General features: G+C 66.6%; 14 protein-coding genes and 1 pseudogene. 10 read left to right on the forward strand and 5 right to left on the reverse strand.

Annotated elements, in window-relative coordinates; translation table 11 throughout:
• The first annotated feature begins 90 nt into the window (after positions 1–90).
• Both ABWL39_RS15010 and ABWL39_RS15015 read left to right on the forward strand, forming a co-directional pair.
• Positions 91–3,639 carry an ATP-binding protein gene (locus ABWL39_RS15010; protein ID WP_367792938.1) on the forward strand — a complete coding sequence of 1,183 codons (3,549 nt, stop codon included), beginning with the start codon at positions 91–93 and terminating at the stop codon, positions 3,637–3,639.
• Entirely contained in the window at positions 3,636–5,774 is a 2,139-nt protein-coding gene (locus ABWL39_RS15015; protein WP_367792854.1) for a putative bifunctional diguanylate cyclase/phosphodiesterase, read from the forward strand. Before ABWL39_RS15010 ends, ABWL39_RS15015 begins: the two co-directional genes overlap by 4 nt.
• A gap of 110 nt (positions 5,775–5,884) precedes the next feature.
• On the opposite strand, the gene ABWL39_RS15020 is transcribed toward ABWL39_RS15015, so the two are convergent.
• Both ABWL39_RS15020 and ABWL39_RS15025 read right to left on the reverse strand, forming a co-directional pair.
• On the reverse strand, positions 5,885–8,167 hold the full coding sequence (locus ABWL39_RS15020; RefSeq protein WP_367792858.1) for an ATP-dependent DNA helicase: 2,283 nt from the start codon (positions 8,165–8,167) through the stop codon (positions 5,885–5,887).
• Positions 8,164–9,804 (reverse strand): VRR-NUC domain-containing protein, encoded by a 1,641-nt coding sequence (locus ABWL39_RS15025; protein WP_367792861.1) that lies wholly within the window; start codon positions 9,802–9,804, stop codon positions 8,164–8,166. The genes ABWL39_RS15020 and ABWL39_RS15025 overlap by 4 nt, the downstream gene beginning before the upstream one ends.
• A 271-nt stretch (positions 9,805–10,075) precedes the next feature.
• Between ABWL39_RS15025 and ABWL39_RS15030 the strand changes: the two genes are divergently transcribed.
• The gene (locus tag ABWL39_RS15030; RefSeq protein WP_367792864.1) at positions 10,076–15,103 is read left to right on the forward strand and encodes a diguanylate cyclase; all 5,028 of its coding nucleotides are present in this window, start codon (positions 10,076–10,078) and stop codon (positions 15,101–15,103) included.
• 115 nt (positions 15,104–15,218) lie between these two features.
• On the opposite strand, the gene ABWL39_RS15035 is transcribed toward ABWL39_RS15030, so the two are convergent.
• Positions 15,219–15,743, reverse strand: a complete 525-nt coding sequence (locus ABWL39_RS15035) for a LysR substrate-binding domain-containing protein (RefSeq protein ID WP_367792866.1) — start codon at positions 15,741–15,743, stop codon at positions 15,219–15,221.
• 232 nt (positions 15,744–15,975) lie between these two features.
• Positions 15,976–16,116, reverse strand: a pseudogene (locus ABWL39_RS15040) (LysR family transcriptional regulator); the annotation flags it as partial.
• Between the two features lie 89 nt (positions 16,117–16,205).
• Between ABWL39_RS15040 and ABWL39_RS15045 the strand changes: the two are divergent.
• Positions 16,206–17,132, forward strand: a complete 927-nt coding sequence (locus ABWL39_RS15045; RefSeq protein WP_367792869.1) for a DMT family transporter — start codon at positions 16,206–16,208, stop codon at positions 17,130–17,132.
• A gap of 63 nt (positions 17,133–17,195) precedes the next feature.
• On the opposite strand, the gene ABWL39_RS15050 is transcribed toward ABWL39_RS15045, so the two are convergent.
• Positions 17,196–18,416, reverse strand: coding sequence for a GGDEF domain-containing protein (locus ABWL39_RS15050; RefSeq protein WP_367792872.1), 1,221 nt, complete (start codon positions 18,414–18,416; stop codon positions 17,196–17,198).
• A 394-nt stretch (positions 18,417–18,810) separates the two neighbouring features.
• Between ABWL39_RS15050 and ABWL39_RS15055 the strand changes: the two genes are divergently transcribed.
• The 6 genes from ABWL39_RS15055 to ABWL39_RS15080 all read left to right on the forward strand — a co-directional run bounded on the left by ABWL39_RS15055 (position 18,811) and on the right by ABWL39_RS15080 (position 26,428).
• A complete protein-coding gene (locus tag ABWL39_RS15055; protein ID WP_367792875.1) occupies positions 18,811–20,535 on the forward strand; it encodes a helicase-related protein in 1,725 nt (574 codons plus the stop codon).
• A gap of 387 nt (positions 20,536–20,922) precedes the next feature.
• Positions 20,923–21,585 (forward strand): MOSC domain-containing protein, encoded by a 663-nt coding sequence (locus ABWL39_RS15060; protein ID WP_367792878.1) that lies wholly within the window; start codon positions 20,923–20,925, stop codon positions 21,583–21,585.
• A gap of 164 nt (positions 21,586–21,749) precedes the next feature.
• Complete coding sequence (locus ABWL39_RS15065) at positions 21,750–22,916, forward strand: sorbosone dehydrogenase family protein (protein ID WP_367792881.1); 1,167 nt, start codon at positions 21,750–21,752, stop codon at positions 22,914–22,916.
• A 68-nt stretch (positions 22,917–22,984) separates the two neighbouring features.
• Positions 22,985–23,371: a glutaredoxin domain-containing protein gene (locus tag ABWL39_RS15070; protein WP_367792884.1), complete on the forward strand. Its 387-nt coding sequence runs from the start codon at positions 22,985–22,987 to the stop codon at positions 23,369–23,371.
• Positions 23,372–23,502: 131 nt separating this feature from the next.
• On the forward strand, positions 23,503–24,762 hold the full coding sequence (locus tag ABWL39_RS15075) for an aminotransferase class I/II-fold pyridoxal phosphate-dependent enzyme (protein WP_367792887.1): 1,260 nt from the start codon (positions 23,503–23,505) through the stop codon (positions 24,760–24,762).
• Positions 24,763–25,141: 379 nt separating this feature from the next.
• Positions 25,142–26,428, forward strand: coding sequence for a nucleotide sugar dehydrogenase (locus ABWL39_RS15080; RefSeq protein WP_367792940.1), 1,287 nt, complete (start codon positions 25,142–25,144; stop codon positions 26,426–26,428).
• Positions 26,429–26,436 lie beyond the last annotated feature (8 nt).

A 26,436-nucleotide genomic window follows, 5' to 3' on the forward strand; every position in this document is an offset into this window, starting at 1 on the left:
GGGCCATCGCAGCGCTGCTGAGCCGGCGCTCGCCGCGGGCCACGCCACGGCCGGGCCAGGGCCAGGGGCCAGGGGCCGCGCGTGAACGCGATGATCGCAGCGATCCACTGGATCGAGTCCGTCTTCCGCGCCATTCCGCTGCCGGTGCTGGAGGTATGGGGCCGTTTCAGCTATGTGATCGGGCTGATCGTCGCCGTCTTCGCGTTTGCCGGTTTCACCTTCCGTCCCGGCAACGGCTGGGGGCTGGCCAGGGCGCGCCAGACATGGGATGCGCGCGCGCTGTGGAGCGCCACGCTGACCTTCGTGCTGATCCCGCTGGCAGGCTGGATCGGCGCCAGCATCGTACTGGTGGAAGGCGCGCAGACCTTCGAGTCGCTGAAGGACCTGGTGGTCTGCGTGTGCCTGCTGCTGTTCGGCTACCCCGCGCTGCTGGCGGCGCCGCCGGCCTATATGCTGTCGGACATGATCGAGGGCGTGCCGCCGGATTTCATCCACAACTGGTTTTTCGGCTACTTCACCTCGCGCGCCTTCTTCTGGTTGCTGTACCAGTTCATCGGCAAGAACCCGGACTTCCGCCGCCTGCATACCTGGCTCTGGTATCTCGTGTTCGTCGCCATCGAGATGATGCTCGATCCGCAGCAATGGGGTTATATCTGCTCCGAGAAATTCACCACCGAGATTTCCTACCGCGCCATCACGCCGGCGCTGTTCTTTACCCTCGCCATCACCTGGGCACTGGTACCGCTCGTCATGCTGGGCGCGCTGCCGCTGACCAGAAAGCTCAGCCTGTTCTGGGCCGACATCCCGCACCATGCGAGCGAATGGAAGCTCGGCCACCACCGCCTGTTGTGGAGCAGCGGCGACGGCCAGACACCGGCCCAGGGCACGGCGGCCAAGGGCGGCCTGCCGGTGCGCATCATGCTGGCGGCCCCCTTCATGCTGCTGATGCTGGCAGTGGTGGGCGCGACGGCCTACCTGACGCTGAAAAGTGCCGAGCACAGCTCGGAGAAGCTGGCCAGCCGCCTGCACCATGAGGTCGCCGACAACATCAACCTGCAGCTCGATGATTTTCTCGAAGAGCACGCCGGCGGCAGCGGCGACCAGAACATCGCCGGCATCCGCAGCCTGCTGCACGACCTGGAGCTGGCCCGCCACGGCCATGCCTTCATCCTCGACGCCGCGGGCAAGCTGATCGCCTCGTCACGCGAGCCGGCCGTCGCCGTGCCCCAGTCGCGCCAGGCGCGGGACAGCGCCGACCCGGTGGTGGTGGCGGTGTATCACGCGCTGAGGGCGCGCATCGGCAGCCAGGGCCAGTTGCAGCGGGAGCTGCAGTTCCGCATGGACGTAGTCACCGCCAAGCCGCTGGCGCGCGAGACCTGGCTGGTGCAGGCCACGCCATACGAGGACAAGGACAGGCACCACACCGACTGGATGCTGATCACCGCCATCCCCGCCTCCTATTACCTGGAGGGCGTGTTCCAAGGCAACAGCCGGGCGGCGATGATGATCGCCTTTGCCCTCGCCATCGCGGTGAGCGTCGCCGGGCTGCTGTCCACGCTGGTCACCGGCCCGCTGCGCCGCCTCTCGCGCGCCAGCCACGCACTGGCCATGGGCGACCTGTCGCAGCGCGCCAGCGGCAGCCGCATCGAGGAGCTGGATGCGCTGGCCCAGGCCTTCAACGAGATGGCGAAACGGCTGCAGGGCTCGTTCGACGAGATGATCGGCGAGGTCAATATGCGCAAGCAGCGCGAGGCCGAGCTGCGGCAAAGCGACGAGCGGGCCCGCTCCAGCGAGGAGCGCCTGCAGCTGGCCACGCGGGCGGCGCAGATGGGCATCTGGGACTGGGACGTGGCGCGCAACCAGCTGATGTGGGACGACTCGATGCGCAAGCTGTACGGTGTCGGCGACGATGGCTTCAGCGGCACCTTCGAGGCCTGGTCGAACAGCCTGCTGCCCGAGGACCGCGTGCAGGCACTGGCCGACAGCGCGGCCGCGCTGGCGGGCGAGCGCGAATACGACACCGAGTTCAGGATTCGCTGGCAGGACGGCTCGATCCACCACATCAGGGCGATCGCGCAGACCATCCGCGACGCAGAGGGCAAGGCCATGCGCATGGTCGGCGTCAACTACGACATCACCGCGGCCAAGCTGGCCGAGCAGGAGCTGATCCAGCACCGCAGGCACCTCGAGGAGCTGGTCGGCGAGCGCACCGCCGCGCTGTCGGTCGCGGTCGACCGCGCACAGGCATCGAGCCGCGCCAAGAGTGCCTTCCTGGCCAATATGAGCCACGAGCTGCGCACGCCGATGAACGCGATCCTGGGCTTCTCCGGCCTGCTGCAGCGGGACGACGACATCAGCGACGCACAGCGCGAGAAGCTGGCCATCATCAACAAGAGCGGCGAACACCTGCTGACGCTGATCAACAACGTGCTCGACATGTCGAAGATCGAATCGGGCCGCGTGGAGCTGCGTATCGAGCCCTTCGACCTGGCGGGCCTGGTGCGCGACGTCACCGACATGCTGAGCGCGCAGGCGCAGGAGAAAGGGTTGCGCCTGTCGCTCGAACTCGCGCCCGGCGTGCCGCACACCGTGCGCGGCGACGAGGGCAAACTGCGGCAGATCATCGTCAACCTGCTCGGCAACGCGCTGCGCCACACGCACGAGGGCGGCATCATCCTGCGGCTCGCCACCCGGCCCACCGGCGCCGACATCCGCCTGCTTATCGACGTGGAGGATAGCGGCATGGGCATCCGCGCCGACGACCTCGCCCACATCTTCGAGCCCTTCGTGCAAGGCGGGCGCCAGGCGTCACGCAGTGGCTCGGGCCTGGGGCTCGCCATCAGCCAGGAGTTCGCGCACATGATGAACGGGCAGATCAGCGCGACGAGCTCGCCCGGCCTGGGCTCGACCTTCCATGTCGAGGTCGATGTCGGCCAGGCGGAAGCGGCGCCACTGCCGCCGCCGGCCGACGACCCGCGCGAGGTGGTGCGCCTGGCGCCGGGGCAGCCGCCATGGCGCGTGCTGGTGGTCGAGGATCAGGCGGACAACCGGCTGCTGCTCGAAACGCTGCTGTCCCGGGCCGGCTTCGAGGTGCGCACGGCCGGCAACGGCGCCGAGGCCATCGACGTGTTCCTGCAGTGGCACCCGCAGCTGATCTGGATGGACCAGCGCATGCCGGTGCTCGATGGCCTCGAAGCCACGCGGCAGATCCGCCGGCTGCCGGGCGGCGAGGCCGTCAGGATCGTTGCCGTCACCGCCTCGGCCTTCATCGAGCAGCGCGACGAGATACTCGCTGCCGGCACCGACGATTTCATCAGCAAGCCCTACCATGCGCGCGACATCCATGACTGCCTGGCGCGGCTCCTCGGCGTGCGCTACGAGTACCGCGAGGCATCAACGGCCGCCTCGCCGCCGGCGGGCTCGCTCGCCGAGCCGCTGGCAGCGCTGTCGCCCGCCCGGCGCCAGTCGCTCGAAAACGCGCTGGTCGCGCTCGACGCGGACGAAATCGGGTACGCCATCGCCGACATCGCGCAGACGGCGCCGGCACTGGGCAGCCTGCTCGCCTACCACGCCAACAAACTCGACTACGCGGCCATCCTCGATGCGCTGCAATCTCTGCAGACAGGGGCGCCATCATGAGCGAGCACGGCATCATCCTGATCGTCGACGATACGCTGGCCTCGCTCAAACTGCTCGCCGACACGCTGAAGGCGGAAGGCTACACCGTGCGCGCCGCGCAGAGCGGCGAGCTGGCGCTGCGCGCGGCCGCGCTCAACCCTCCCGAGTTGATCCTGCTCGACATCCGCATGCCCGGCATCGATGGCTACGAGACCTGTCGCCGGCTCAAGGCTGACCCGACAACCCGCGACATCCCGGTGATCTTCCTGAGCGCCGGCGGCGCATCCGAGGACAAGGTGCAGGGTTTCGCGCTAGGCGCGGTCGATTACATCACCAAGCCGTTCCAGCACGAAGAGCTGTTTGCCCGCGTGCGCACCCATCTGCTGCTGCACCGGCTGAGCAGCCGGCTCGAGGCCGAGATCGAGGCGCGGACGCGCGAGCTCGGCGCCAGCGAGGCAAGGCTGCGCACGATGATCGAGCGCGCGCCGGAGGCAATTCTCCTGTTCGATGTCGACCAGGACTGCATCGTGCAGGTCAACAGCAAGGTGGAGCAGCTCAGCGGCCTGCCGCGGGCGGCGCTGCTCGGCCACTCGCCTGCCGTCATGTATGCGCCAGAGCAGCCAGGCCAGCGCTCGCTCGGGGAGACCATAGAGGAACACGTCCAGCGCGCGCTGGCGGGTGAGGAGGTGGTGTTCGAGCGCCTGGTCCGCACGCCCGGCGGCGCCGACATCCCCGTCGAGGTCCGCCTGGTGGCGATGCCACCCGACGACCGGCGGCTGTTGCGCGCCAGCTTGATCAACATCTCCGAGCGCAAGGCTGCCGCCGCGCAACTCGACTATCTGGCTCACTACGACACGCTGACCGGGCTGCCGAACCAGATCAGCCTGCGCAAGCAGCTCGCCCAGGTGACCGAGGACAGCACGGCGGGCGCACAGCGCCACGCAGTGATGATGATCGACCTCGACAACTTCAGGTACATCAACGATATCCGCGGCCATCATTACGGCGATCTGTTGCTGATCCAGGTCGCCAACCGGCTGAAGGAGCTGGCGCGGGGCCGCGGCTTCGTCACGCGGCAGAGCGGCGACGAATTCGTCGCGGTGTTCACCCAGCTCGATCAGCAGGCCGACATTGCCGCCCTGGCGGAGGAAATCCTGCGCAGCCTGACGGTGCCCTACCTGATCCACGGCCTGGAGGTCGCCTGCACCGCCAGCATCGGCATCTGCGTCTATCCCGACGATGCAGCCGACCATACCGAGTTGATCCAGCACTGCGACCTGGCGCTCGATCATGCCAAGTCCATCGGCAAGGGGCGCTACCAGTTTCACGATGCGGGCATGGATGCCGCGCTACTCCAGCGCCTGACGCTGGAATCCGAACTGCGTACCGCGCTCGAACACGAGCAGCTGGTGCTGCATTACCAGCCGAAGGTCGAGCTGGCATCCGGCCGCGTGGTCGGCCTGGAGGCGTTGATCCGCTGGCAACACCCGCAAAAGGGCATGGTGCCGCCGGCGAGCTTCATCCCGGTGGCAGAACAGACCGGGCTGATCCCGCAGATCGACCGCTGGGTGCTGCGCCGCGCCTGCCACCAGCTCAAGGCCTGGCAGCAGGCGGGTATGGAGGCGGTCAGCGTGTCGGTCAACATCAGCGCCTCGCACTTCGAGGACGACAACCTGATCCAGTACATCCAGTCGCTGCTGGCGGCCACCGGCCTGCCCGCCTCGCGGCTCGACCTCGAGATCACCGAATCGAGTGCGATGTCGTCGCCCGACAAGGCCATCGCGCTGATGCGCAAGCTGGTCCAGCTCGGCGTCACCATCTCGATCGACGATTTCGGTACCGGCTACTCGTCGCTGTCCTATCTCAAGCAGTTTCCGATCCACACGCTGAAGATCGACCGCTCCTTCGTCACGGACGTCTGCCACGACAGCAACGATGCCGTGCTGTGCGAGATCATCATCTACCTGGCCCACCGCATGGGCCTGAACGTCGTCGCCGAAGGCGTGGAAACCGTCGAGCAGCTGCGCTATCTGAGCAGCATCGCCTGCAACACGGTGCAGGGTTATCTGTTCAGCAAGCCCCTGCCGGCGGACCAGGTGCAGGCCTTCGTCACCAGTCACCTGCCACGGCAATACCAGGCACCCCTTCTGCCATGACGGCACGCCGCCAGTTTCGCGCCTGACGCGGATGCAGGCGACGCCTACCGTTTCGGTGCGCCCAGGACGACAAAGCGCAAGTCTCGTGACGGGCAGCGCGGGCCGGGCGGCTACGCCCCGGCTCCCGGCTCGGTGCTGACCGACCACCAGCGCGGCAGCAAGGCCGCCACACGGCGCTGGGCAAAGCGGTCGTCCATCAGCCACACCACGCCGCGATCGCTGGGGGTGCGGATCACCCTCCCCGCCGCCTGCACCACCTTCTGCAGGCCCGGATACAGGTAGGTGTAGTCGTAGCCGGCACCGAACACAGCCTCCATGCGCAGCCTGATCTGCTCGTTGACCGGGTTGACCTGCGGCAGGCCGAGCGTGGCGACAAAGGCGCCGATCAGCCGCTCGCCGGGCAGGTCGATACCCTCGCCGAAAGCGCCGCCGAGCACGGCAAAGGCGATGCCCTGGCCGCCCTCGGTGAAGCGCGCGAGAAACTGCTCGCGCTCGGCCTCGGGCATGCCGCGCGACTGCGCCCAGACCGGGATCTGCGGGTAGCGCTCGGTGAACTGAGCCAGCACCCGCTGCAGGTAGTCGAAGCTGCTGAAATAGGCAAGATAGTTGCCCGGCTGGCGCGTGTATTGCGCGGTCATCAGCTCGCAGATCGGCCCGGCCGAGGCGGCGCGGTGCGGGTAGCGCGTCGAGATGCGGCGGCTGATGTGTACTGCCAGCTGCTCGGCGCGGAACGGCGAATCGACGTCGATCCAGACGGTAGCGTCGGGCAGGCCGAGCAGGTCCTGGTAATAGCGCGGCGGGCTCAGCGTGGCCGAGAACAGCACGGTCGAGCGCGCGTCGGCGAAGCGCCGGGCAAGGAAAGGCGCAGGGATCAGGTTTCTCAGGCACAGCGTGGCGTGGCTGCGGCCATGCGGTGCATCTGCCTTGCTGATATCGAACAGCGAGTGCAGGTCGAACAACTCGGCCATGCGCGAGAAATGCAGTGCGTCGAAATAGAACTGCTGCAGTGCCGCGTCGGTATGGGCCGGGTGCTCGGCCAGAAAGTCGGTGATCGCGCTGGTGGCCTGCATCAGCGCGGTGAGCAGCGTTTCCGGCGCGCTCGGGTAGACCTGGTAGTCCTCCGCCTGTGCCCGCGCCAGCTCCGCCCAGCGGCGCCAGAGCTTGTCGAGCGGCTTCTTCAGCGGCTCGGGCGCGCTGTGCCGCAGCTGGCGCAGCGCCGCCTGGTCGAGCTCGGCGCTGTACATCTTGCGCGCCCGCTCGACCAGGTTGTGCGCCTCGTCGACGAGCACGCCGATGCGCCACTGGCCATCGAGGGTGAGCGCGTAGAGCAGCCCGCCGAGATCAAAATAGTAGTTGTAGTCGCCCACCACCACGTCGGCCCAGCGCGCCAGGTCCTGGCTCAGGTAGTAGGGGCAGACCGCGTGGGCCAGCGCGATGTCGCGCAGCGTGGCCTGGTCGAGCATCGGGCCCGCGCCGCACACGGCCGCCTGGCGCGCGGCCGGCAGCCGGTCGTAGAAGCCGCGTGCCAAGGGGCAGGATTCGCCGTGGCAGGCCTTGTCCGGGTGTTCGCAGGCCTTGTCGCGCGCCACCAGTTCGAGCACGCGCAGCGGCGGGCGCGGCTCGCCGGCCGCCAGCCGGCCCAGCGCATCGAGCGCCAGCCGGCGGCCCGGCGTCTTGGCGGCGAGAAAGAACACCTTGTCCAGCGCCTGCGCCGGCATCGCCTTGAGCAGCGGAAACAGCGTGCCGACGGTCTTGCCGATGCCGGTGGGCGCCTGCGCCATCAGGCAGCGGCCAGTGCTGGCCGCCTTGTACACCGCCTCGGCCAGTTGCCGCTGGCCGAGGCGGAATGTCTCGTGTGGGAAGCGCAGCGCCGTCAGCGCCGCGTCGCGCGCGGCACGGTGGGCCGCCTGCTGCAGGGCCCACTGCAGGAAGGCCTGACAGCTCTGCTCGAAAAACGCGCGCAGCGACTCGGCCGTGTGCAGCACTTCGAGGACGCTCTCCTTCTGGCTGCCGATGTCGAAATACACCAGCGCCAGCGTGATCTCGTCGAGCCCCAGCTGCCGGCACAGCAGCCAGCCGTAGACCTTGGCCTGGGCCCAGTGCAGCTGGCGGTGGTTGTCAGGGATGGCATCGAGCCGGCCGCGGTGGGTCTTCACCTCCTCCAGCCGCCGGCGCGCCGGATCATAGCCATCGCAGCGGCCGCGCACCTGCAGCGGGCCATAGTCGCTGCTGAGCGGCACCTCGGCCTGATAGCCCGCGCCACGGCGCGCCGCCACCAGTTGATGGCCCATGATGCCTTCCTGTGCGGTAGGGGCCGGGGTGAAGCGTAGGTCGAGGTCGCCGCGTTTGGCGACAAACTCGCACAGCTCACGCACCGCGACCACATGGCTCATGGCGCGGCATCCGCCCATTGCACGTAGCACACCGATACCGGCATGCCATGTTCGATGCAATAGTGCAGCCAGCGGATCTGGTTGTCCTGCAGCCGGTCGCCCGGGCCCTTGACCTCGACCAGCCGATAGCGCCGCTCGGCGGGCCAGAACTGGATCAGGTCCGGCAGGCCGGCGCGGTTGGTGCCGATGTCGGCCATGAGGCGGCGGAAATACAGGCGCAGATGGCTGGCCGGCAGGCAATCGAGCGCCAGCGCCAGTAGCGCCTCATCAAGCACGCCCCAGTAGACGAAGGGCGACTGGGTGTTGAATTTGTCGCGGTAGCGCTGGCGGATCACCTCGCGGTAGGCCCCGCTGTCGAGCAGCGCAAAGCAGGCATCGAACTGCGCCACCCGCCGCGCCGCGAAATCTGCCGCGAGCAGGTCGGCCGGGCCGCTGTGGAAAGGGTGGAAGAAGGCGCCGGGCACGGGCGCGAAGATCGCATCCCAGCACAGGAGCCCGAACAGCGAGTTGATCAGCGTATTCTCGACATAGTGCACCGGCGCCTCGGGCCGGCGCAGGTGCGCGAGCACGGCCTGCTCGACCGGCACGCCGGGCGCCGGCTGCGGCAGGCTCAGCTCGAACTGCCCGATCGCCGCGCTGGCCGGCGCCGGCAGCCGCGCGAGCCCGAGCTGGCGCCGCAGCCGCGGCATGATGCGGCCCAGCTGCTGGCTCTCCGCCTCGCTCTCGGGAGCCAGCGCGGCAGCCTCGGCCAGTGCCAAGGCGTCGGCGTAGCGTTCACAGCGTTCGAGCATGCGGATCGCCCGTCCGCGCGCGCCGGGGTGGCGGATAGCCTGGTAAAGCGCCAGCGCCGCCGGCCACGCACGGGCCTTTTCATGCTGCTGGGCGAGCTGGAACAACAGCCGGGCACGGCGTGCTTCGAGCCAGGCGTTGTCCAGCGCTGTGGCGGGGATGTCGGCGAACAGCGCCTCGGGCGCCTCACCCTGCGCCAGCCGCTCGCGGCAGCGGTGGAGATGCAGGTAGTCGTCGATGTCCTGCCGTGTCTGAAAGCCGCGCGACGATGGCGCCAGCGGCACCGGTTCGTAGCGGTAAATGCCGAGATCGGCCAGCACGAACTCCGACCACGCCTGCCGCAGATTGCCGAAGAACATCAGCCTGAGCCGCTCGCACAGCGCATCGACGCTGACGCAGTATACCGTGTCGCCAGCGGTGGGCCACCAGTCGGCCAAGCGGCGCGCAGCAACGTGCTCGGGAGCCAGCCGCGCCAGCAGCTCGGCCTTGCGCGCGCCGCGGGCCACCGTGCCAAACACCTCAGCCAGCTCGCCCAGCGTGAAGAGCCCGAACAGCTGCGGCAGCGTCAGCTCCGGCTGCGCATCGAGCCAGCCGGCCTCGACCAGCGGCACGGCGGCGGCCCCCGCATCGCCGATCTCGGCGTAACGCAGCTTGCTCGCGCGAAACAGCTCGCCCTTGCGCATCACCATGCGCACCAGCAAGGCCTGCGAGACAGCCGGCAGCGCACCGAAGCCCGCGACGAAACGGCGCTCGTCGTCGCTCAACAGGTCGTCGTAACGCCCGGCGAGCCAGGCCAGCACCGTGCGGAAGTTGTCGAGGTAGTAGAAAGGGTTGGGCAGCGCCGGCATGATCAGGCATCCACTGAGGCGGGCTGGAAATATATCCATCAGTATCGCGGCAGCGGCCGCCGAGGGCAAGCCGGCAGCATGCGCAGCGGGCCGAATCGCAATATGGCAAAAACCCACGATGGCGCGCGGCGGGCCGTCCGCCATCGCCATCAGCCGGGCGCAGTGTATTTCCTTGCGTTACCATCCATACTCATAAATCAAAAATATGGCAACGCGCGTAACTACCCCGCGACGACGTTGCCTTGACACTGGATAGCATGGGCAGGGACAGATGAAGCTGGCCGGATACACCATCAGGGATGTGATCTATTCCATCGACGAGACCGTGATCGCCCAGGCCGAGGACGAAGCGGGCGAGCCGGTGGTGCTCAAGTACCACAACACCCCGCACCCCTCGCTCGAACTGCGCGCACGCTGGCAGCATGAGCACGAGGTGCTGAAGCGCATCGACTCCGACTGGGTGATCAAGACCTACGGCCTGCGGCAGGTCGACAACATCCAGGTGCTGGCGCTCGAATCGTTCTCCGCCACCAACCTGTCGCAGCTGGCCGCGCACAACCGGCTGTCGTTCGCCGAACGCATCCGCATCGCGATCCAGCTGGCCTGCGCGCTCAGCGACGTGCATCGCCACGGGCTGATCCACTGCGACATCTCGGCCAAGAACGTGCTCGTCGACACCGCCACGCTGCGCGTCAAGCTCTGCGATTTCGGCATGTCCACGCGGCTCGACCGCGAGCCCCGCCAGGCGCCGGACAGCTACCCGCGCGGTACGCTCGAATACATCTCGCCCGAGCAGACCGGCCGCACCAATCTCGAGGTCGATTACCGCAGCGACTTCTATTCGATGGGCGTGACGCTGTACGAGCTGTTCCTCGGCACGCGGCCGTTCGTCTCCGACGACACGGCGGCGCTGCTGCACGCCCACCTGGCGCTGCTGCCGACACCGCTGCACGAGGCCGACCCGGCCATTCCACGCCCGCTGTCCGACGTCGTGCAGAAGCTGCTCGCCAAGTACCCCGACGACCGCTACCAGAGCAGCCATGGCCTCATGCACGATCTGCAGCATTGCCTGACGCAGTGGCAGACGCAGCGCCGCATCGAGCCGTTCACGCTGGCGGCGGCGGATGTTCCCGAGCGCTTCTGCGTGTCGCACAAGCTCTACGGCCGCGAGGCCGAGTGCACCGCGATACTGGCCGCGTTCGAACGCACCAGCCGCGGCCGGGCCGAGCTGCTGCTGGTCAGCGGCTATTCCGGCATCGGCAAGACCAGCCTCGTCAACCTGCTGCACAAGCCCGTGGTGGCGCGGCGCGGCTATTTCATCCGCGGCAAGTGCGATCAGTACCGCCGCAACCAGCCCTATGCCGGCCTGATCCAGGCCTTCCAGCCGCTGATCAGCACCCTGACGAGCGAGGGCGGCGCGCGCCTGGCCTACTGGCAGCAGCGGCTCGCACGGGCCCTGGGCGACCATGCCGCCGCCGTGACGGCGATCCTGCCCAGCCTGGCCCAGATCATCGGTGAGCCGGCGCCCTTGCAGCCGCTGCCGGCGGCCGAGCTGGAAAACCGCTTCCATATCGCCTTCCGCCACCTGATCGACGCCCTCGCCTCGCGCGAACAGCCGCTGCTGCTGTTCCTCGACGACCTGCAATGGGCCGACCAGTCGACGCTGAAGCTGGTGCAGCAGCTGGTCGCCGACGACCACGAACGCAGTCTGCTGATCGTCGGCGCCTACCGCGACAACGAGGTCGGCGACGGCCACCCGCTGCGGGCCGCGATCACTGCGATCGGGCAGGTGCAGGGCGTGCTGCACCAGCTGCGCCTCGACAACCTGCGGCTCGAACACGTCGAACAGCTGATCGCCGACACGCTGCGCGACACGCCCGCCCACGTGGCGCCGCTCGCCGCGCTGTGCATGGAAAAGACGCAGGGCAACCCGTTCTTCCTGAACCAGTTCCTGCTTGCGCTGCACGACGGCGGGGCGATCCGCTACGACCGCGATGCCGGTGCCTGGCAATGGGACATGGCCGACATCCGCCGGCGCGAGATGACCGACAACGTGGTCGAGCTGATGCTGGACAAGCTGCGCCAGCTCGACCTTGGCGCGCAATCGCTGCTGTCGCTGGCGGCGCATCTCGGCGGCAGCTTCGACATGCGCCAGCTGGCGCTGGTCAGCCGGCACGATGCCGGCGCCACCGCCGCGCTGCTGTGGCCGGCGCTGCAGGCTGGGCTGGTGGTGCCGCTCGACGAGGATTACAAGTTCGACCAGATGCCGGAAAGGCTCGCCCGGTCGCGCTACCGCTTTCTTCATGACCGCGTGCAACAGGCCGCCCACAGCCTCACGCCGGAGAGCGAGCGGGCAGCGCTGCAGCTCGAAACCGGCCGCCTGCTGCTGGCCCACACCCCGCCCGAGCAGCTGGACGAGCAGCTGTTCACCATCCTCGAGCCGCTCAATCAGGCCGTGAGCCTGATCGACGACCCCGCCGAGCGCGCGCACCTGCTGGCGCTGAACCTGCGCGGCGGCATCAAGGCCAAGGGCGCATCGGCCTATGCAACGGCCGGCACGCTGCTACGCCAGGCCAGGGCCCTGCTGGCCGATAATGCCTGGCAGGCCGCGCCCGCGCAGACCTTGTCGCTGTACCAGGAGCTGGCCGAGGCCGAATACCTGGCCGGCAACTTCGAGCACGCCGAGGCACTGTACCCGCAGGCCATCGCCGCCACCGACGACGTGATCGCGCGCGTCACGATCAGCCTGGTGCAGGCCGAGCAATACCTGATCCAGGGGCGCTTCGCCGAATCCTTCCCGGTGCTGCTGTTCGCGCTCGGGCTGCTCGGCGGCGATTTTCCGGCATCGGAGGAAGACGCCGGGCCGCTGTTCCCGCAGGAGTTCGCCCGGACAGAAGCGCTGCTGGCGCCGTTCAGCCATGACGAGCTGCTGCATGCCGGCGAGATGAGCCGGCCCGAGCACCTGCTGGAGATGCGCATCTATTTCGCGCTGTCCTATGCCACCTACCAGAGCGGCCGTTTCGCCTCGTTCGCCGTCGATGCCTGCAAGCTGGTGCAGACGACGCTCCGGCACGGCCAGGGCGATCTCAGCAGCATAGGCTACGTGGCCTATGTCACGGCAATGTCGGCGATGGGCAAGCCCTATCCCGAGTGTTACCGCATGGGGCAGCTGGCGCAGGCGATGGCGGAACAGCGCGACAACAAGTATTTCCGGCTGACCATCTACCAGTACTTCCAGGCCTTCTACCAGCACTGGGGCACGCCGCTCAGGCAGTCCTTCGCTTTCCTCGAACGCGGGCTGGAGTGGGGCCAGCAAGGGATCAACCCGCTGGCGGCCGGCTACTGCGCCTTGCTGCGCTCGGTCAACAAGTTCGTCTACGGCGTCCCGCTGCCCGAGCTGGCACCCGAATGCGAGCAGGGCCTGAAATTCCTGCAGCAGAGCCACCAGCCGAACACCGAGAACATGCTGCGCTACGGCGTGCTGCAGCCCGTGCTCGCGCTGCAGGGCAAGACACTGGCGCCGCTATCGTTCGACAGCGAGGCGGTCAGCAGCACGGGCTTCTTCAACGGCGATTACGCCACACCGTCGATCCACCTCGCGCTGTACAGCAGCGCGATGCTGCGCCACACCTACCTGCTGGACGACCACGACGGCTGGCAGTCGGCCGCGGACAGGCTGCCCATCGTCGCCGCCTGCCTGCCGGACAGCCCGTCGATGGTGGAAGCCACGTTCTACCGCGCGCTCGGCCAGTTGCGCTGGCCGGGCGACAACGCCGAGCAGCAGCTGGCCGAGGCCCACGCGGCCTGCAATCAATTTTCCGGCTGGGCGCAGGGCTGTCGCGACAACTTCGAACACAAGCAACTGTTGCTGGCGGCCGAGATCGCCCGCGTGGAGGGCGCGCCCGACACCGCGATGGCCCGCTACACAGAGGCCATCGACGCGGCGAAGCAGGCCGGCTACCTGGCCTGTGAAGCACTCGCCAACGAGCTCTATGCGCGCTTCTGGCTCACCCGCCAGCAAAAGCAGCTGGCGGCCAGCTTCATCCAGGAGGCGTATTACCACTACCAGTCGTGGGGCGCGCAGGCCAAGTGCGCGGCGCTCGAAGCGGCCTGGCCCGGCGTGGTGTTCCGCGTCGGCGAGAAGCTGCGCACGACATCGAGCAGGAGCCGCAGCAGCCGGCGCATCTCCGAGCAGAACGACATGCTCGACCTGCAATCCATCCTTAAGGCCAACCAGCTGCTGGCCAGCGAAATCCAGCTCGAATCGCTGCTGCGCCAGATGATGGGCGTGGTGCTCGAAAACGCCGGGGCGGAGCGTGGCGCCATCGTGCTCGGCGATGAGGACAAGCTCATCGTCGAGGTGATGGGCGAGATGGCACGCGGCTTTCAGGTCAATTACCAGCGCGTGAACCGGCCGCTGGACGAGGCCTGCGACACGCCCGACCCACCGCTGCCCGACGCCATCATCCACTACGTGCAGCGCACGCAGGAGACGCTGCTGCTGAACCAGCCGGCCGAGGACGAGCGCTTCTCGCGCAACCACTACCTCGGACAGCATCGGCCGAAGTCGATCATGTGCCTGCCCATCGTCGCACAGGGCAAGCTGGTGGCCGTGCTCTACCTCGAAAACGACCTGTTCGAGAACGCCTTCACCGCCAAACACCAGAAGACGCTGGAGATGCTGAGCTCGCAGGCAGCCATCTCGCTCGTCAACGCGCGCCTCTACGACAGCCTCGAAGACAAGGTGCACCAGCGCACCGAGCAGCTGCGCCAGATGAGCATGAAGGACGGCCTCACCGGCATCGCCAACCGCCGCTCCTTCGACGAGCACCTCGACAGCGAATGGCGGCGCGCGCTACGCACGGGGCGGCCGATCGCGCTGCTGATGATCGACATCGACTACTTCAAGCAGTACAACGACCATTACGGCCACGTCGAAGGCGACAACTGCATCCGCAGCGTGGCGCGGACGTTGGCGGAATCGGCGAGCCGCGGCACCGATTTCGTCGCGCGCTATGGCGGCGAGGAATTCGCCATCCTGCTGGCCGACCCCCACCCCGGCGAGGCGGAACAGGTGGCGCGCGCCTGCCTCGATGGCATCGCCGCGCTAGGCATGGCGCATGCCAAATCGAGGCACGGCCACGTTAGCGTCAGCATCGGCATTAGCTTGACGCGCTTGACGCCGGCGCTGACGCCCGACAGCCTGATCAAGCAGGCCGACCAGGCGCTGTATCAGGCCAAGCAGGGCGGGCGCAACCGCTATTGCGTGTTCGTGCCGCCCGCCGCCGCACCCGGCTGAGGCCGCTACCGGCGGCGGGGCAGGACATCGGCCGCGCTGGCGGATGCGGTGCTCGCCCCTTCCCCGCCCGATCACGCCCATCGCACGAATGACACGGTGGCGCCGTAGCCAGGCTTCAGCCGGGCGGCTGGCCCGCCAGCACATGGCGCTGCACCAGCGTCTGCACGAAATCGCGCATCACCTGCACGCGCCGGCTGGCCTTCAGGTCGCGGTGGTAGACCAGCCACAGGTCGCGCTCGAGCGGTGCTTCGGCCGCGCCGATGCGTTGCAGCACCGGGTCGGCATCCCCCACGTAGCACGCCAGCATCGCCACCCCGAGGCCCGAGCGGGTGGCCGCGAGTTGGGCCTGCATGGTGTTGGCACGCAATACCGGCTGCCGGCCCGGAAACAGCGTCGCCAGCCACTGGCCGCGCGGGCTGTGCAACCATGATTCGTCCCAGGAGATGTACTGCAGCGTGCGCCAGTCGCCGCTGGCAGCAAGCAGGCCGCGCTCGCCGTACAGCGCGAAGGGCATGGCGCCCAGGTGGTGCGCGATGTAGTCGGGCGGGTGCTCGACGCGTTTCGGGTCGACGATACGCAATGCCAGATCGGCCTCGCGCCGCGACAGGTCGGCCAGCGTGCGGCCGGCAATCAGCTCCACCTGCACGCGCGAACTCGCACAGGTTCGGCGCCAGCAGCGAATTGGCCAGCATCTCCGAGGTCGCGAGGCGCACCAGGCCGGCGGCCTCCTCGGCGGCGCCGAGCTGCCCGCCGCGGCGCTCGACGGCCAGCATCGCACGCTCGACTTCCGCCACGTGCTCGAACAGCGCGCTGCCCTGGTCGGTCAGCTGGTAGCCGCTTTGCTGGCGCAGGAACAGCCGGGCGCCGAGCCGCGCCTCCATCGCGTTGATGTGGCGCGACACGGTGGACGGGCTGGCCGCCAGCTCGGCGGCAGCCGGCGTGAGCCCGCCGCTGCGCGCCACGGCGAGAAAGTACTTGAGGTCGTTCCAGTCGAGGGCCGAAGCATTTTTCATATTTAAAAAACGATTTTGCTATTGCTGCTAGAGATATTCCAATTTCAGAAAATTATACTCGGAGCCTGATACAAACAAGGAGCCAGACCATGGGAAATTCTCTCGTCCTGCTGCAACTGGGGCTGACCACCTTCTTCTGGGCCATGATGTTCCATCTCGGCAAATACTCGGTCGCCTTCATGTCGCCGGTATCGATCGGCGGCTGGCGCTTCCTGCTGGCCGGGGCCGTGCTGGCGCCGCTGCTCCACTGGCGCGAGGGCATCGACTGGGCCGGGCTGCGGCGCAACGCGCTGCCGCTGCTGGCGATGGCCATCGTCGGCATCGGCGGCTTCAACATCGCGCTGTTCTACGGCCTGCGCCTGACGTCGCCGGTCAACGGCTCGCTGATCATCGCGCTGAGCCCGGCGCTGACGGCGATGCTGTCGGCGCTGCTGCACCGCGAGGCAATCGGCGGGCGCCAGCTGCTGGGGCTCGGCCTCGCGCTGGCCGGGGTTGCCGTCGTGGTCAGCCATGGCTCGCTGGCGGCCTTGCTGGCGCTCGATTTCACCACGGGCGACCTGCTGGTGTTCCTCGCCAGCGTGGCCTGGGCGGTCTATTCGACCATCCCGCGCCGCTTCATCAAGGGCCTGGCGCCGCTGCAGGTGACCACCGCCACCATCGTGCTCGGTGGCGTGTTCATGAGCCTGTTCGCACAGGAAGCAGTGAGCGACTTCTTCACCGTGCCGCCGCTCGGCGTGGTCGGCGCGCTGCTGGTGATGAGCCTGCTCGGCTCGGCACTCTCCTACCTCTGGTGGAACGATGCAGTGCGCCAGATCGGCGCGGGCAAGGCCGCCGTGTTCATGAACCTGGTGCCGATCTTCGCCACGCTGATTGGCGTGGCGCTCGGCCAGCCGGTGCTCGCCACCCATTTCATCGGCGCGGCGCTGGTCGTCGGCGGGGTGCTGTGCTCGTCGAACCTGGCCGCACCCAAGGTCACGGCCCCGAACACCGGCGCACTGTGCCCGGCAGCCAAGTAAGCGCTACTGGCGGCTCAGGCAGTCAACCCCAACCAGACCGGCACCCGGCCCGCGCGCCGGGTGTCAGCCATTGCTCGCTTCGACGCGGTTGCGCCCGCCCGACTTGGCCCGGTAGAGCGCCTGGTCGGCCAGCTCGATCAAGGCCTGCGGGCTGTCATAGGCCGCCGGCAGGCCGGCGCTGACGCCCAGGCTGATGGTCACATACGGCGCCGTCGGCGAGTCCGCATGCGGCAACTGCAGCGCGGCGACCTGGCTGCGGATGCGCTCGGCCACCGCCAGGGCGTCGTCGAGCGTGGTGTCCGGCAGCAACGCCATGTATTCCTCGCCGCCGTAGCGCGCGCACAGGTCGTGCGCCCGGTGCACGCTGGCCATCATGCCCTGGGCCACGCGCTGCAGGCAGACATCGCCGGCCTGGTGGCCGTAGTGGTCGTTGTAGCGCTTGAAGTGGTCGACATCGAGGAAGACCAGCGCCAGCGGCTTGCCCTCGCGCTGCGCCAGGCGCCACTCGGCGGCCATGCGCTCGTCGAAATGGCGGCGGTTGGCGAGCCCGGTGAGCCCATCGACGGTGGATTGCCGCGACAGCTCGGCATTCGCGCGTTCGAGCTTGCGCTTGTCGATATGCTGCAAGGCGAGCAGCAGAAAGCCGCGCCGCTGCTCGCGCTCGATCAGGTAGCTGGCGGCCAGGCTGATCAGGATGCCGGAGAACAGCACCACGTTCTCGTTGAGCATCAGCGTCGGCGGCAGCGCCTCGAGCTGCGAGATCGCGTAGGCCGCGCAGGCAAACGTGATCCACGACACCGCACAGGCGTACCAGAAACCGAGCCGCGTGACGATGATGCCGTACATCACCGCCAGGAACAGCCCGGTGTGATAGAACACCACGTAGGGATGGCGGCTCTGCTCCCAGATCACGATGACGCTCAGGTTGACCGTCAGCGTGACGAGGCTCGCGATCAGCTCGCGATGGCGCAGCAGCGCTGGCGCACCAAGCGACAGCAGGCCGAGCATCGCCAGCGGCGTGGCGATGCCGAGCCGGATCAGCCACGCTGCATGGTAGGCATCGGGCAGCATCTCGCGGTCGGTGATGTTGAACAGGTTGTAGACCAGCAGGCCGATGAAGCCGGCCATCTGGAAATGGCGCCCCCGCGCGGCCGCCCCCACCTGCTGGAACCAGGCCTCGAGCGCCGGCGGAAAACGCAGCCACGGAAAGCCCCGCTCGAGGGTGTGCCGCAATAGCGGCTCCAGCTGATCGACGTCGATGTTGTTCTGTTTGTGTTCGCTCATGGTCGGCCGTGTAGCGCGGACATAGCCTGCCCGCCTAGCCTCAACATAGCACACGGCGCATGGCTGGCGAGGGCTTCCGGCGAGCCGGGCGAGGCGGTATGCTGGCGCATCGCCTGTATTTCCACCCGCCGCCCGCGCGGCCCACTCGAAAGCCTCCCCCCTGAACGCCAAGCATCCCCCCGCCCCCAACCCGAATGCCGCAGCCGATCTCGAGCGCCATCTCGGCCTTTACAACGCCCGCCTGATCCGCGTCGACGGCACCCTCGCCGTCTCGCTCGGCGGCAAGATCGATGCCGGCGGCCGCACTGTACGCTACCAGCTGATCCCCGCCCAGGGCACGCTGGCCAAGACCGGCAAATGGCAGAAGCTGACGCCCGAAGCCCAGCTCGCGCTGGTGCAGTCGCGCGTCCATGGCGACAGCGTCGAGACCTTCCGCCGCGAGGTGCATGCCTTCGTGCTCAAGGCCATGCTGCTGGCGGACAAGCACGGCGTCGAGGCGACGCGCTTCTTTGGCGCGCTGGTCAGCGACTTGCACCTGGCCAGCCAGCGCTTCCAGGTGATCGAAGACCGCATCATCGAGGCCGGCATCAAGGCGCGCGAGGAAGAAAGCACGGCGCTCACGCAATCCGCGCTCAAGCTCGCCTTCTACCCCGAGACCTTCACCACCGCGCGGCAGATGCCGCGCCGCTTCATCGCCGTGCTGGGCCCGACCAACTCGGGCAAAACCCACCGCGCGATGGAAGCGCTGGCCAAGGCCGCCAGCGGCGTCTACCTCGCCCCGCTGCGGCTGCTGGCGCTCGAAAACTACGAGCGGCTCGACGAGCAGGGCGTCAAGGTCAGCCTCGTCACCGGAGAGGAACGCCGGCTCACCGAGGGCGCCACGCACATCGCCAGCACCATCGAGATGCTCGACACCCATCGCCGCGTCGAAGTCGCGGTGATCGACGAAATCCAGATGCTCGACGACCCCGACCGCGGCTCGGCCTGGACCGCCGCCGTGTGCGGCGCACCGGCCGAAACGGTGTACCTGGTCGGCGCGCTCAACGCCCGCCCCGCCATCGAGGCGCTTGCCACACGGCTCAACTGCCCGCTCGAGATCACCGAGCTCTCGCGCAAATCGCCGCTCACCGTCGAAGCCCAGCCGCTGCGCAGCGTCAAGGCCCTGAAAAAGGGCGACGCGGTGATCGCCTTCTCGCGCAAGGACGTACTCTACTGGCGCGACCAGATCACCGCCGCCGGCCTGTCGGTCGCCACCGTCTACGGCAACCTCTCACCCGAGGTGCGCCGCGCCCAGGCCAAGCGCTTCCGTGAGGGCGAGGCCGAGGTGCTGGTCGGCACCGACGCCATCGGCATGGGCCTCAACATGCCCATCTCGCGCATCATCTTCACCACCGCCGAGAAATTCGACGGCCAGGAGCAGGATGTCATCGAAGCCTGGCTCGCCCAGCAGATCGCCGGCCGTGCCGGCCGCTTCGGCCTGCACGAGGAAGGCTTCGTCGCCGGCTACGACGACAACACCCACAAGATGCTGCGCAAGCTGCTCAAGGCCAAGATCGACCCGCTGCGCGACAGCGGCTTCCGCGTCGCGCCGAGCATGGATCACCTGAACCAGATCATGGCCGCCACCGGCGAGCCCCGGCTCGAAAAGCTGCTGCTGCTGTTCGCGAAGAACATCGACGTCAACGACGAATTCTTCATGCCCACCAACCTGGCCGACCAGGTCGAGCGCGCCGCCTGGCTCGACGCCCTGCCGTTGTCGCTGGCCGACCGCCTGCTGCTGTCGCTGGTGCCCATCTCCACGCGCATCCCGCGCCTCAACGACGCCCTCGCCAGCTGGGCCAAGAACCTCGCGCAGGGCAAGGTCAGCGGGCTCGAAGAACAGCGCTACCAGCACAGCCGCTACCCGCTGCAAGCCGCCGAGGATGCCTGCAAGCTCTACTCCGCCTACGCCTGGCTCAGCTACCGCATGCCCAAGCACTTCCCCGACGGCGAAGCCGCCATCGACCTCGCCCGCGCCACCTCGTTCGAAGTCGACAAGATGCTGCAGGCGCAGAATGCACGCGGGCGGCAGGAAAGGAGCCAGCAAAAACGGCAGGGGGGAAAGCCCAGGCGGCGGTGAGGCGACGACCTGTTCGGTGGTCACCAATTGGTATGGTGCGAGGGGTAGGTCGCGTCCAAGCCACACCTTTGCGGGCGAAAGATCGTGACGGCACGAGGCCTGTCGCCAACCCGACTCCCACCGAGCCCATCCCAATGTAGCCCGGATGGTGCGCAGCGGAATCCGGGGCCACGGCATGCCATGGCCAGAATCAAGCAGGCGGCCATAAAGCCGTCCATTCGAAACCCAGATTGCGCCTTGCGGCTTCATTCGAGCTGCGCCTGCTGACTACATTTGTTATCCACTCCATGCGCCGTGCCTCGACCTCCAGCCGGCATCGCCGCCGCTTGCAGTCCCCCCGCCCGCCGGGCGACACTCGTGACCTCCCCTTCTCAGACAGGCCCCTCCATGGCACGCGTTTCCCTGTTCATCGGCGGCATTCGGCCCCTGCCGCAATCGGGGCGGCCGACGGGCATGTACAAGGCGCCCGTGGCGGGCGTGGTCGAGCTTGACACCGAGGGCTTCGTGGGCGACCAGCAGGCGGACCGCAGAGTGCATGGCGGGCCGGAGAAGGCGGTCCATCTTTATCCTGCAAGGCATTACGAGAAGCTGGCGGCGCAATTCCCCGAGGCGGCCGGCGAGCTGTGCGCGGGGGCGCTGGGCGAGAATCTGTCGACGCCGGAGCTGGACGAGCGCGATGTGCGCATCGGCGATGTCTGGCGGCTCGGGACGGCACGGCTGCAGGTGTGCCAGCCGCGCAACCCGTGCTGGAAGATCGACGAGCGTTTCGGCTGCGATGGCATGGCGGCCCATATCGCCGAGGAGCGGCTGACCGGCTGGTATTTCCGCGTGCTCGAAGCGGGGCAGGTGTCGCCCGGCGATACGCTCGACCTGATCGAGCCTGCGCCGGATGCGCCAACGCTGTACGACGCGATGTTGCTGTGGCAGCAGCACCGCCCGGCGCTGGGCGCACTCGATGCGCTGTCGCGGGTGGCCGGCATCGGCAGCGGCTGGCGACAGAAGATCGTCCAGCGGCTGGACTGGCTCAGGAAGCTCGCCGACACGGCGTAATCTAGCCAACAATCCGGATGCCGCCGCGACGCAGTCCTGGCGTGCCCTGTAGCCGGCCTGAAAGGCGCGCCAGGATTGATTTGCGTGCTCGATCCGGCCCGCCGTGATCGCCAATCCGGCGCCACGGTCTACACTGCAAATGCCGCCTTGCCCGGAGCGCTGCCATGTCGATTCCGATCCGTTTGCTGCCGATGTCGTCGCTGCTCGCCCTGCTGGCTGCCTGCGGCGGCGGCGGTGGCGATGACGGCAACCCGCCGCCCGCGCTGCCCACGCTTGCTTTGCGCCAGATCGCCAGCGGTCTGGTCAACCCGCTGTTCCTGACCGCACCGGCCAATGATGCGCGGCTGTTCATCGTCGAGCAGCCGGGCCGCGTGCGCATCGTCAAGGGCGGCGCGCTGCTGGCCACGCCCTTTCTCGACATCAGCGCCAGCATTGCGTCGGGCGGCGAGCGCGGGCTGCTGTCGCTGGCCTTCGACCCGCGCTATGCGGCCAACGGCTATTTCTACGTCTATTTCACCGACCCGCAGGGCAACCTCGCCATCCAGCGCTACAGCGTGTCGGCCGCCAATGCGGACCAGGCCGACCCGGCCTCGGCGCTGCGCATCCTGTCCATCGCGCATCCCGACTTCGGCAACCACAATGGCGGGCTGCTGGCCTTCGGGCCCGATGGTCAGCTCTACGCGGGCACTGGTGACGGCGGCGGGGCGGGCGATCCGTCCGGCAACGGGCAGAACCTCGCGGTGCTGCTCGGCAAGCTGTTGCGCCTCGATGTCAGCCAGGCGAGCGCGGCGCAGCCCTATGCCATCCCCGCCGACAACCCGTTCGCGAACCAGGCCGGCAAGCGCGGCGAGATCTGGGCCTACGGCCTGCGCAACCCGTGGCGCTATGCCTTCGACGGCGGCACGCTGTACATCGCCGATGTGGGCCAGGACCAGCACGAAGAGGTGGATGTGGTATCCGCCGCGCAAGGCGGCCTCAATTTCGGCTGGAACCTCACGGAAGGCAACAGCTGCTACGCCGGCAGCGGCTGCAATCAGGCCGGCCTGACGCTGCCGGTGCTCGACTACGACCACAGCCAGGGCTGCTCGATCACCGGCGGCTACGTCTACCGTGGCGCCGCACTGCCGGCGCTGCAGGGGCGCTATTTCTATTCCGACTACTGCGGCGGCTGGCTCAGGAGCTTCAGCTACAAGAACGGCCTGCCGACCGACCCCGTCAGCTGGCCGGTGGACAAGATCGGGCCGGTGCTGTCGTTCGGGCAGGATGCGCAGAAAGAGCTGTACCTGCTGTCGTCCGACGGCGGCAAGGTGTACCGCATCGAGGCCCGCTAAGGGCGCCAACGCGGCCATGCCGGCGTGTTATATTGCGGCGATCCGCCCGCCCCAGCCGAGGAACGCCCATGAGCCGCCACATCCTGCCCGAAAGCCGCATCCACCCCGCCGCACGGCCGGCTATCGCCGCCAGCCACGCGGACATCGTCGCGGAAGTCGAAGCCGCCGTGGCGCAGAATCGGGTCGTGGTGGTGGGCATGAAGCAGAACCCGTTTCCACGCAAGGCGCGCAAGCTGCTCGATGCGGCGCGCATCGATTACCGTTACCTGGAGTACGGCAGCTACCTGAGCGGCTGGCGCCGCCGCAACGCGTTGAAGATGTGGACGGGCTGGCCCACCCTGCCGATGATCTTCGTCGACGGCATGCTGATCGGCGGTGCCAACGACCTGCAAAAGCTGATCCACAGCGGCGAGCTGGCCAGCCTGCTGGCCCGGCCGCAACGCAACGCCGCGTAAATATGACGGTTTTATGGTAATTCCCGGTTGAGGCATCGCCTCAGCCTGCTTATCATTATGCACCGCAATTTCTCCTGCCCGAGCCGGTGGCTCGCGGCATCGCCCCACCCGAATCACGAAAGAAGACTGACATGGCCGCTACCCCTGCCCGAGTGAACGAGCTGCGCGCGCTGCGCGAGCAACTGCAAACCCGCTACGCCGCCCTGAAGGCCGCCGGTCTCACGCTGAACATGGCGCGCGGCAAGCCTGCGGCGAACCAGCTCGACCTGTCGAAGGAACTGCTGTCGCTGCCGGGCGCCAGCGACTACACCGCATCGAACAAGGAAGACTGCCGCAACTACGGCAACCTGCAGGGCATCCCCGAAGCGCGCGAGCTGTTCGCACCGGTGCTCGGCGTCAGCGCCGACAACGTCGTCATCGGCGACAATTCGAGCCTGGCGCTGATGCACGACTGCATCGCCTTCGCACTGCTCAAGGGCACGGCCGACGGCGCGGCGTGGCAGCCGTCCGCTACCACCTTCCTCTGCCCGGTGCCCGGCTATGACCGCCACTTCGCCATCTGCGAGGAATTCGGCATCAAGCTGATCCCGGTGACACTGAACGACGATGGCCCGGACATGGACCAAGTCGAGCAGCTGGTCGCCAACGACCCGAGCATCAAGGGCATGTGGTGCGTACCGAAGTACAGCAACCCGACCGGCGCGATCTACTCCGACGCCGTGATCGAGCGCCTGGCCAGGATGAAGACGGCCGCCGGCGACTTCCGCCTGTTCTGGGACAACGCCTACGCGATCCACCACCTGAACGGCGAAGCAGCCACCATCGCCAACATCGTCGAGCTGTGCGCCAAGCACGGCAACCCGAACCGCGCCTATGTGTTCGCCTCGACCTCCAAGGTCACGCTGGCCGGCGCCGGCGTCGCCATGTTCGGCAGCTCGCCCGCCAACGTGAAGTGGCTGCTGGCGCGCATGAACCAGCGCACCATCGGCTCGGACAAGGTCAACCAGCTGCGCCATGTGCGCTTCCTGCGCGACCAGGACGGCCTGAAGGCGCTGATGAAGCAGCACGCCGCCATCCTCAAGCCCAAGTTCGACAAGGTCGTCGAAGTGTTCCAGAAGGAACTCGGCGAGTGGGGCGTGGCAACCTGGACGCAGCCTACCGGCGGCTACTTCATCAGCCTCGACGTGCCCGATGGCCTGGCCCGCCGCGTGGTGCAACTGGCCAAGGAGGCCGGCATCGTGCTGACCCCGGCCGGCGCCACCTTCCCGCTGGGCCAGGACCCGCGCGACCGCAACATCCGCATCGCACCGAGCTTCCCGGGCCTCGAGGAAATCACCAAGGCAGCGGAAGGCGTGTCGCTGTGTGTGCTGCTGGCCGTTGCCGAGAAATAGCATTAACACTCAAGTGTCAACGAAGTAACGATTTGCTCAGGCCGATTCTGTAGCTAACTTTTTCCACATGCGGGGGCGATTCTTATGCCCCCAAAGTTGGCATACAATTTCGGCACAGCGTATGCGGGAACTACAAGCAGTATCCAGAATGCACCCATACCTTAGCTCCTTGAATATTTGGTAAGGATGCTCCTCCATTTCTGGAAGAAAGCCCTACTTTCGGCACCGCAATACTACATATTGCGATTACAGTACCCAAGTGCTCTGCTTTCCAAACTGCTTGCTCGCAGGCAACGTGGCCCCTAATTACTATAGAGTCTGGCAGGACTCAATTTTTAAAATTTCATTCTGGCAAGCTTTGGCAGGAAAAGAGGAAGAAGTGTCCAACATTATTGCAGTAGTCGGTCTCGGTTACGTCGGTTTGCCCCTTGCAGTTGAGTTTGGAAGAAAATATAAAACGATCGGGTATGACCTTTCTGAGTCAAAAATTGCTAGCTACATGCGTGGCATTGACCCGACCGGTGAAGTGAGTAAAGAACAGTTCAATGCAGCAACTCAGCTTTCCTTCTCTTCCGCCCCCTCAGCCATTCAACAGGCTGATTATGTTGTGATTGCAGTACCAACTCCCGTTGACGACGCTCATCAACCTGACTTTTCTCCACTTATTGGTGCATCAATTACCGTTGGCTCCCACTTAAAGCGTGGTGCAACAGTAGTCTACGAATCTACGGTGTATCCTGGAGCAACAGAGGAAGTATGTATTCCACTACTTGAAAAGCACTCTGGAAAACGTTGGAAGCAGGACTTCTATGTTGGATATTCTCCTGAACGCGTCAACCCAGGCGACAAAAATCGAACCATTACAAAGATTGTCAAAATAGTATCTGGCGATAGCAACGATACATTGAATCGAGTAGCCGAACTTTATGGATCCATTATCGAAGCAGGCGTTCACCGCGCTAGCTCCATCAAGGTAGCAGAAGCAGCCAAGGTAATCGAAAATACGCAGCGCGACCTCAATATCGCGTTAATGAATGAGCTGGCTATTATTTTTAACAAGATAGGCATCGATACTCAAGATGTACTCAACGCTGCGGGGACAAAATGGAATTTTCTTCCGTTCCGCCCAGGCCTCGTTGGAGGGCATTGTATCGGAGTAGACCCCTATTATTTAACTCACAAAGCTGACCTGGTAGGTTACCACCCCCAAGTAATTCTTGCTGGGCGACGCATTAATGACGGTATGGCATCCTATATTGCTCAGCAAACTGTAAAAATGCTAATTCAAGGCGGTGTAGTGGTTAGCGGGGCTAAAATTATTCTGCTTGGCCTAACATTCAAGGAAAATTGCCCAGATCTACGAAACTCGAAAGTTGCTGATGTTGTAAAAGAACTCGAGGAGTTTGGATGTAATGTGTTCGTCAACGATCCAATCGCTGATGCCAGTGAAGCCGAGCATGAATACGACATTGACCTCTATTCCTGGGAATCACTTCCAGACTCGGCTGATGCGATTATCGCCGCAGTATCACACCACGAGTACCTGACCAAGCCTATTGACGAACTTCTAAGCAAGCTTCGTGTAGGAGGGTTATTTGTGGATGTCAAATCCACCTACAACGCATCGCATATCCAAGAAGCAGGCTTTAGCCTGTGGCGTCTATAAGGCGGCCA

It is taken from the genome of Chitinivorax sp. PXF-14, from assembly GCF_040812015.1.
GTDB lineage: Bacteria > Pseudomonadota > Gammaproteobacteria > Burkholderiales > SCOH01 > JBFNXJ01.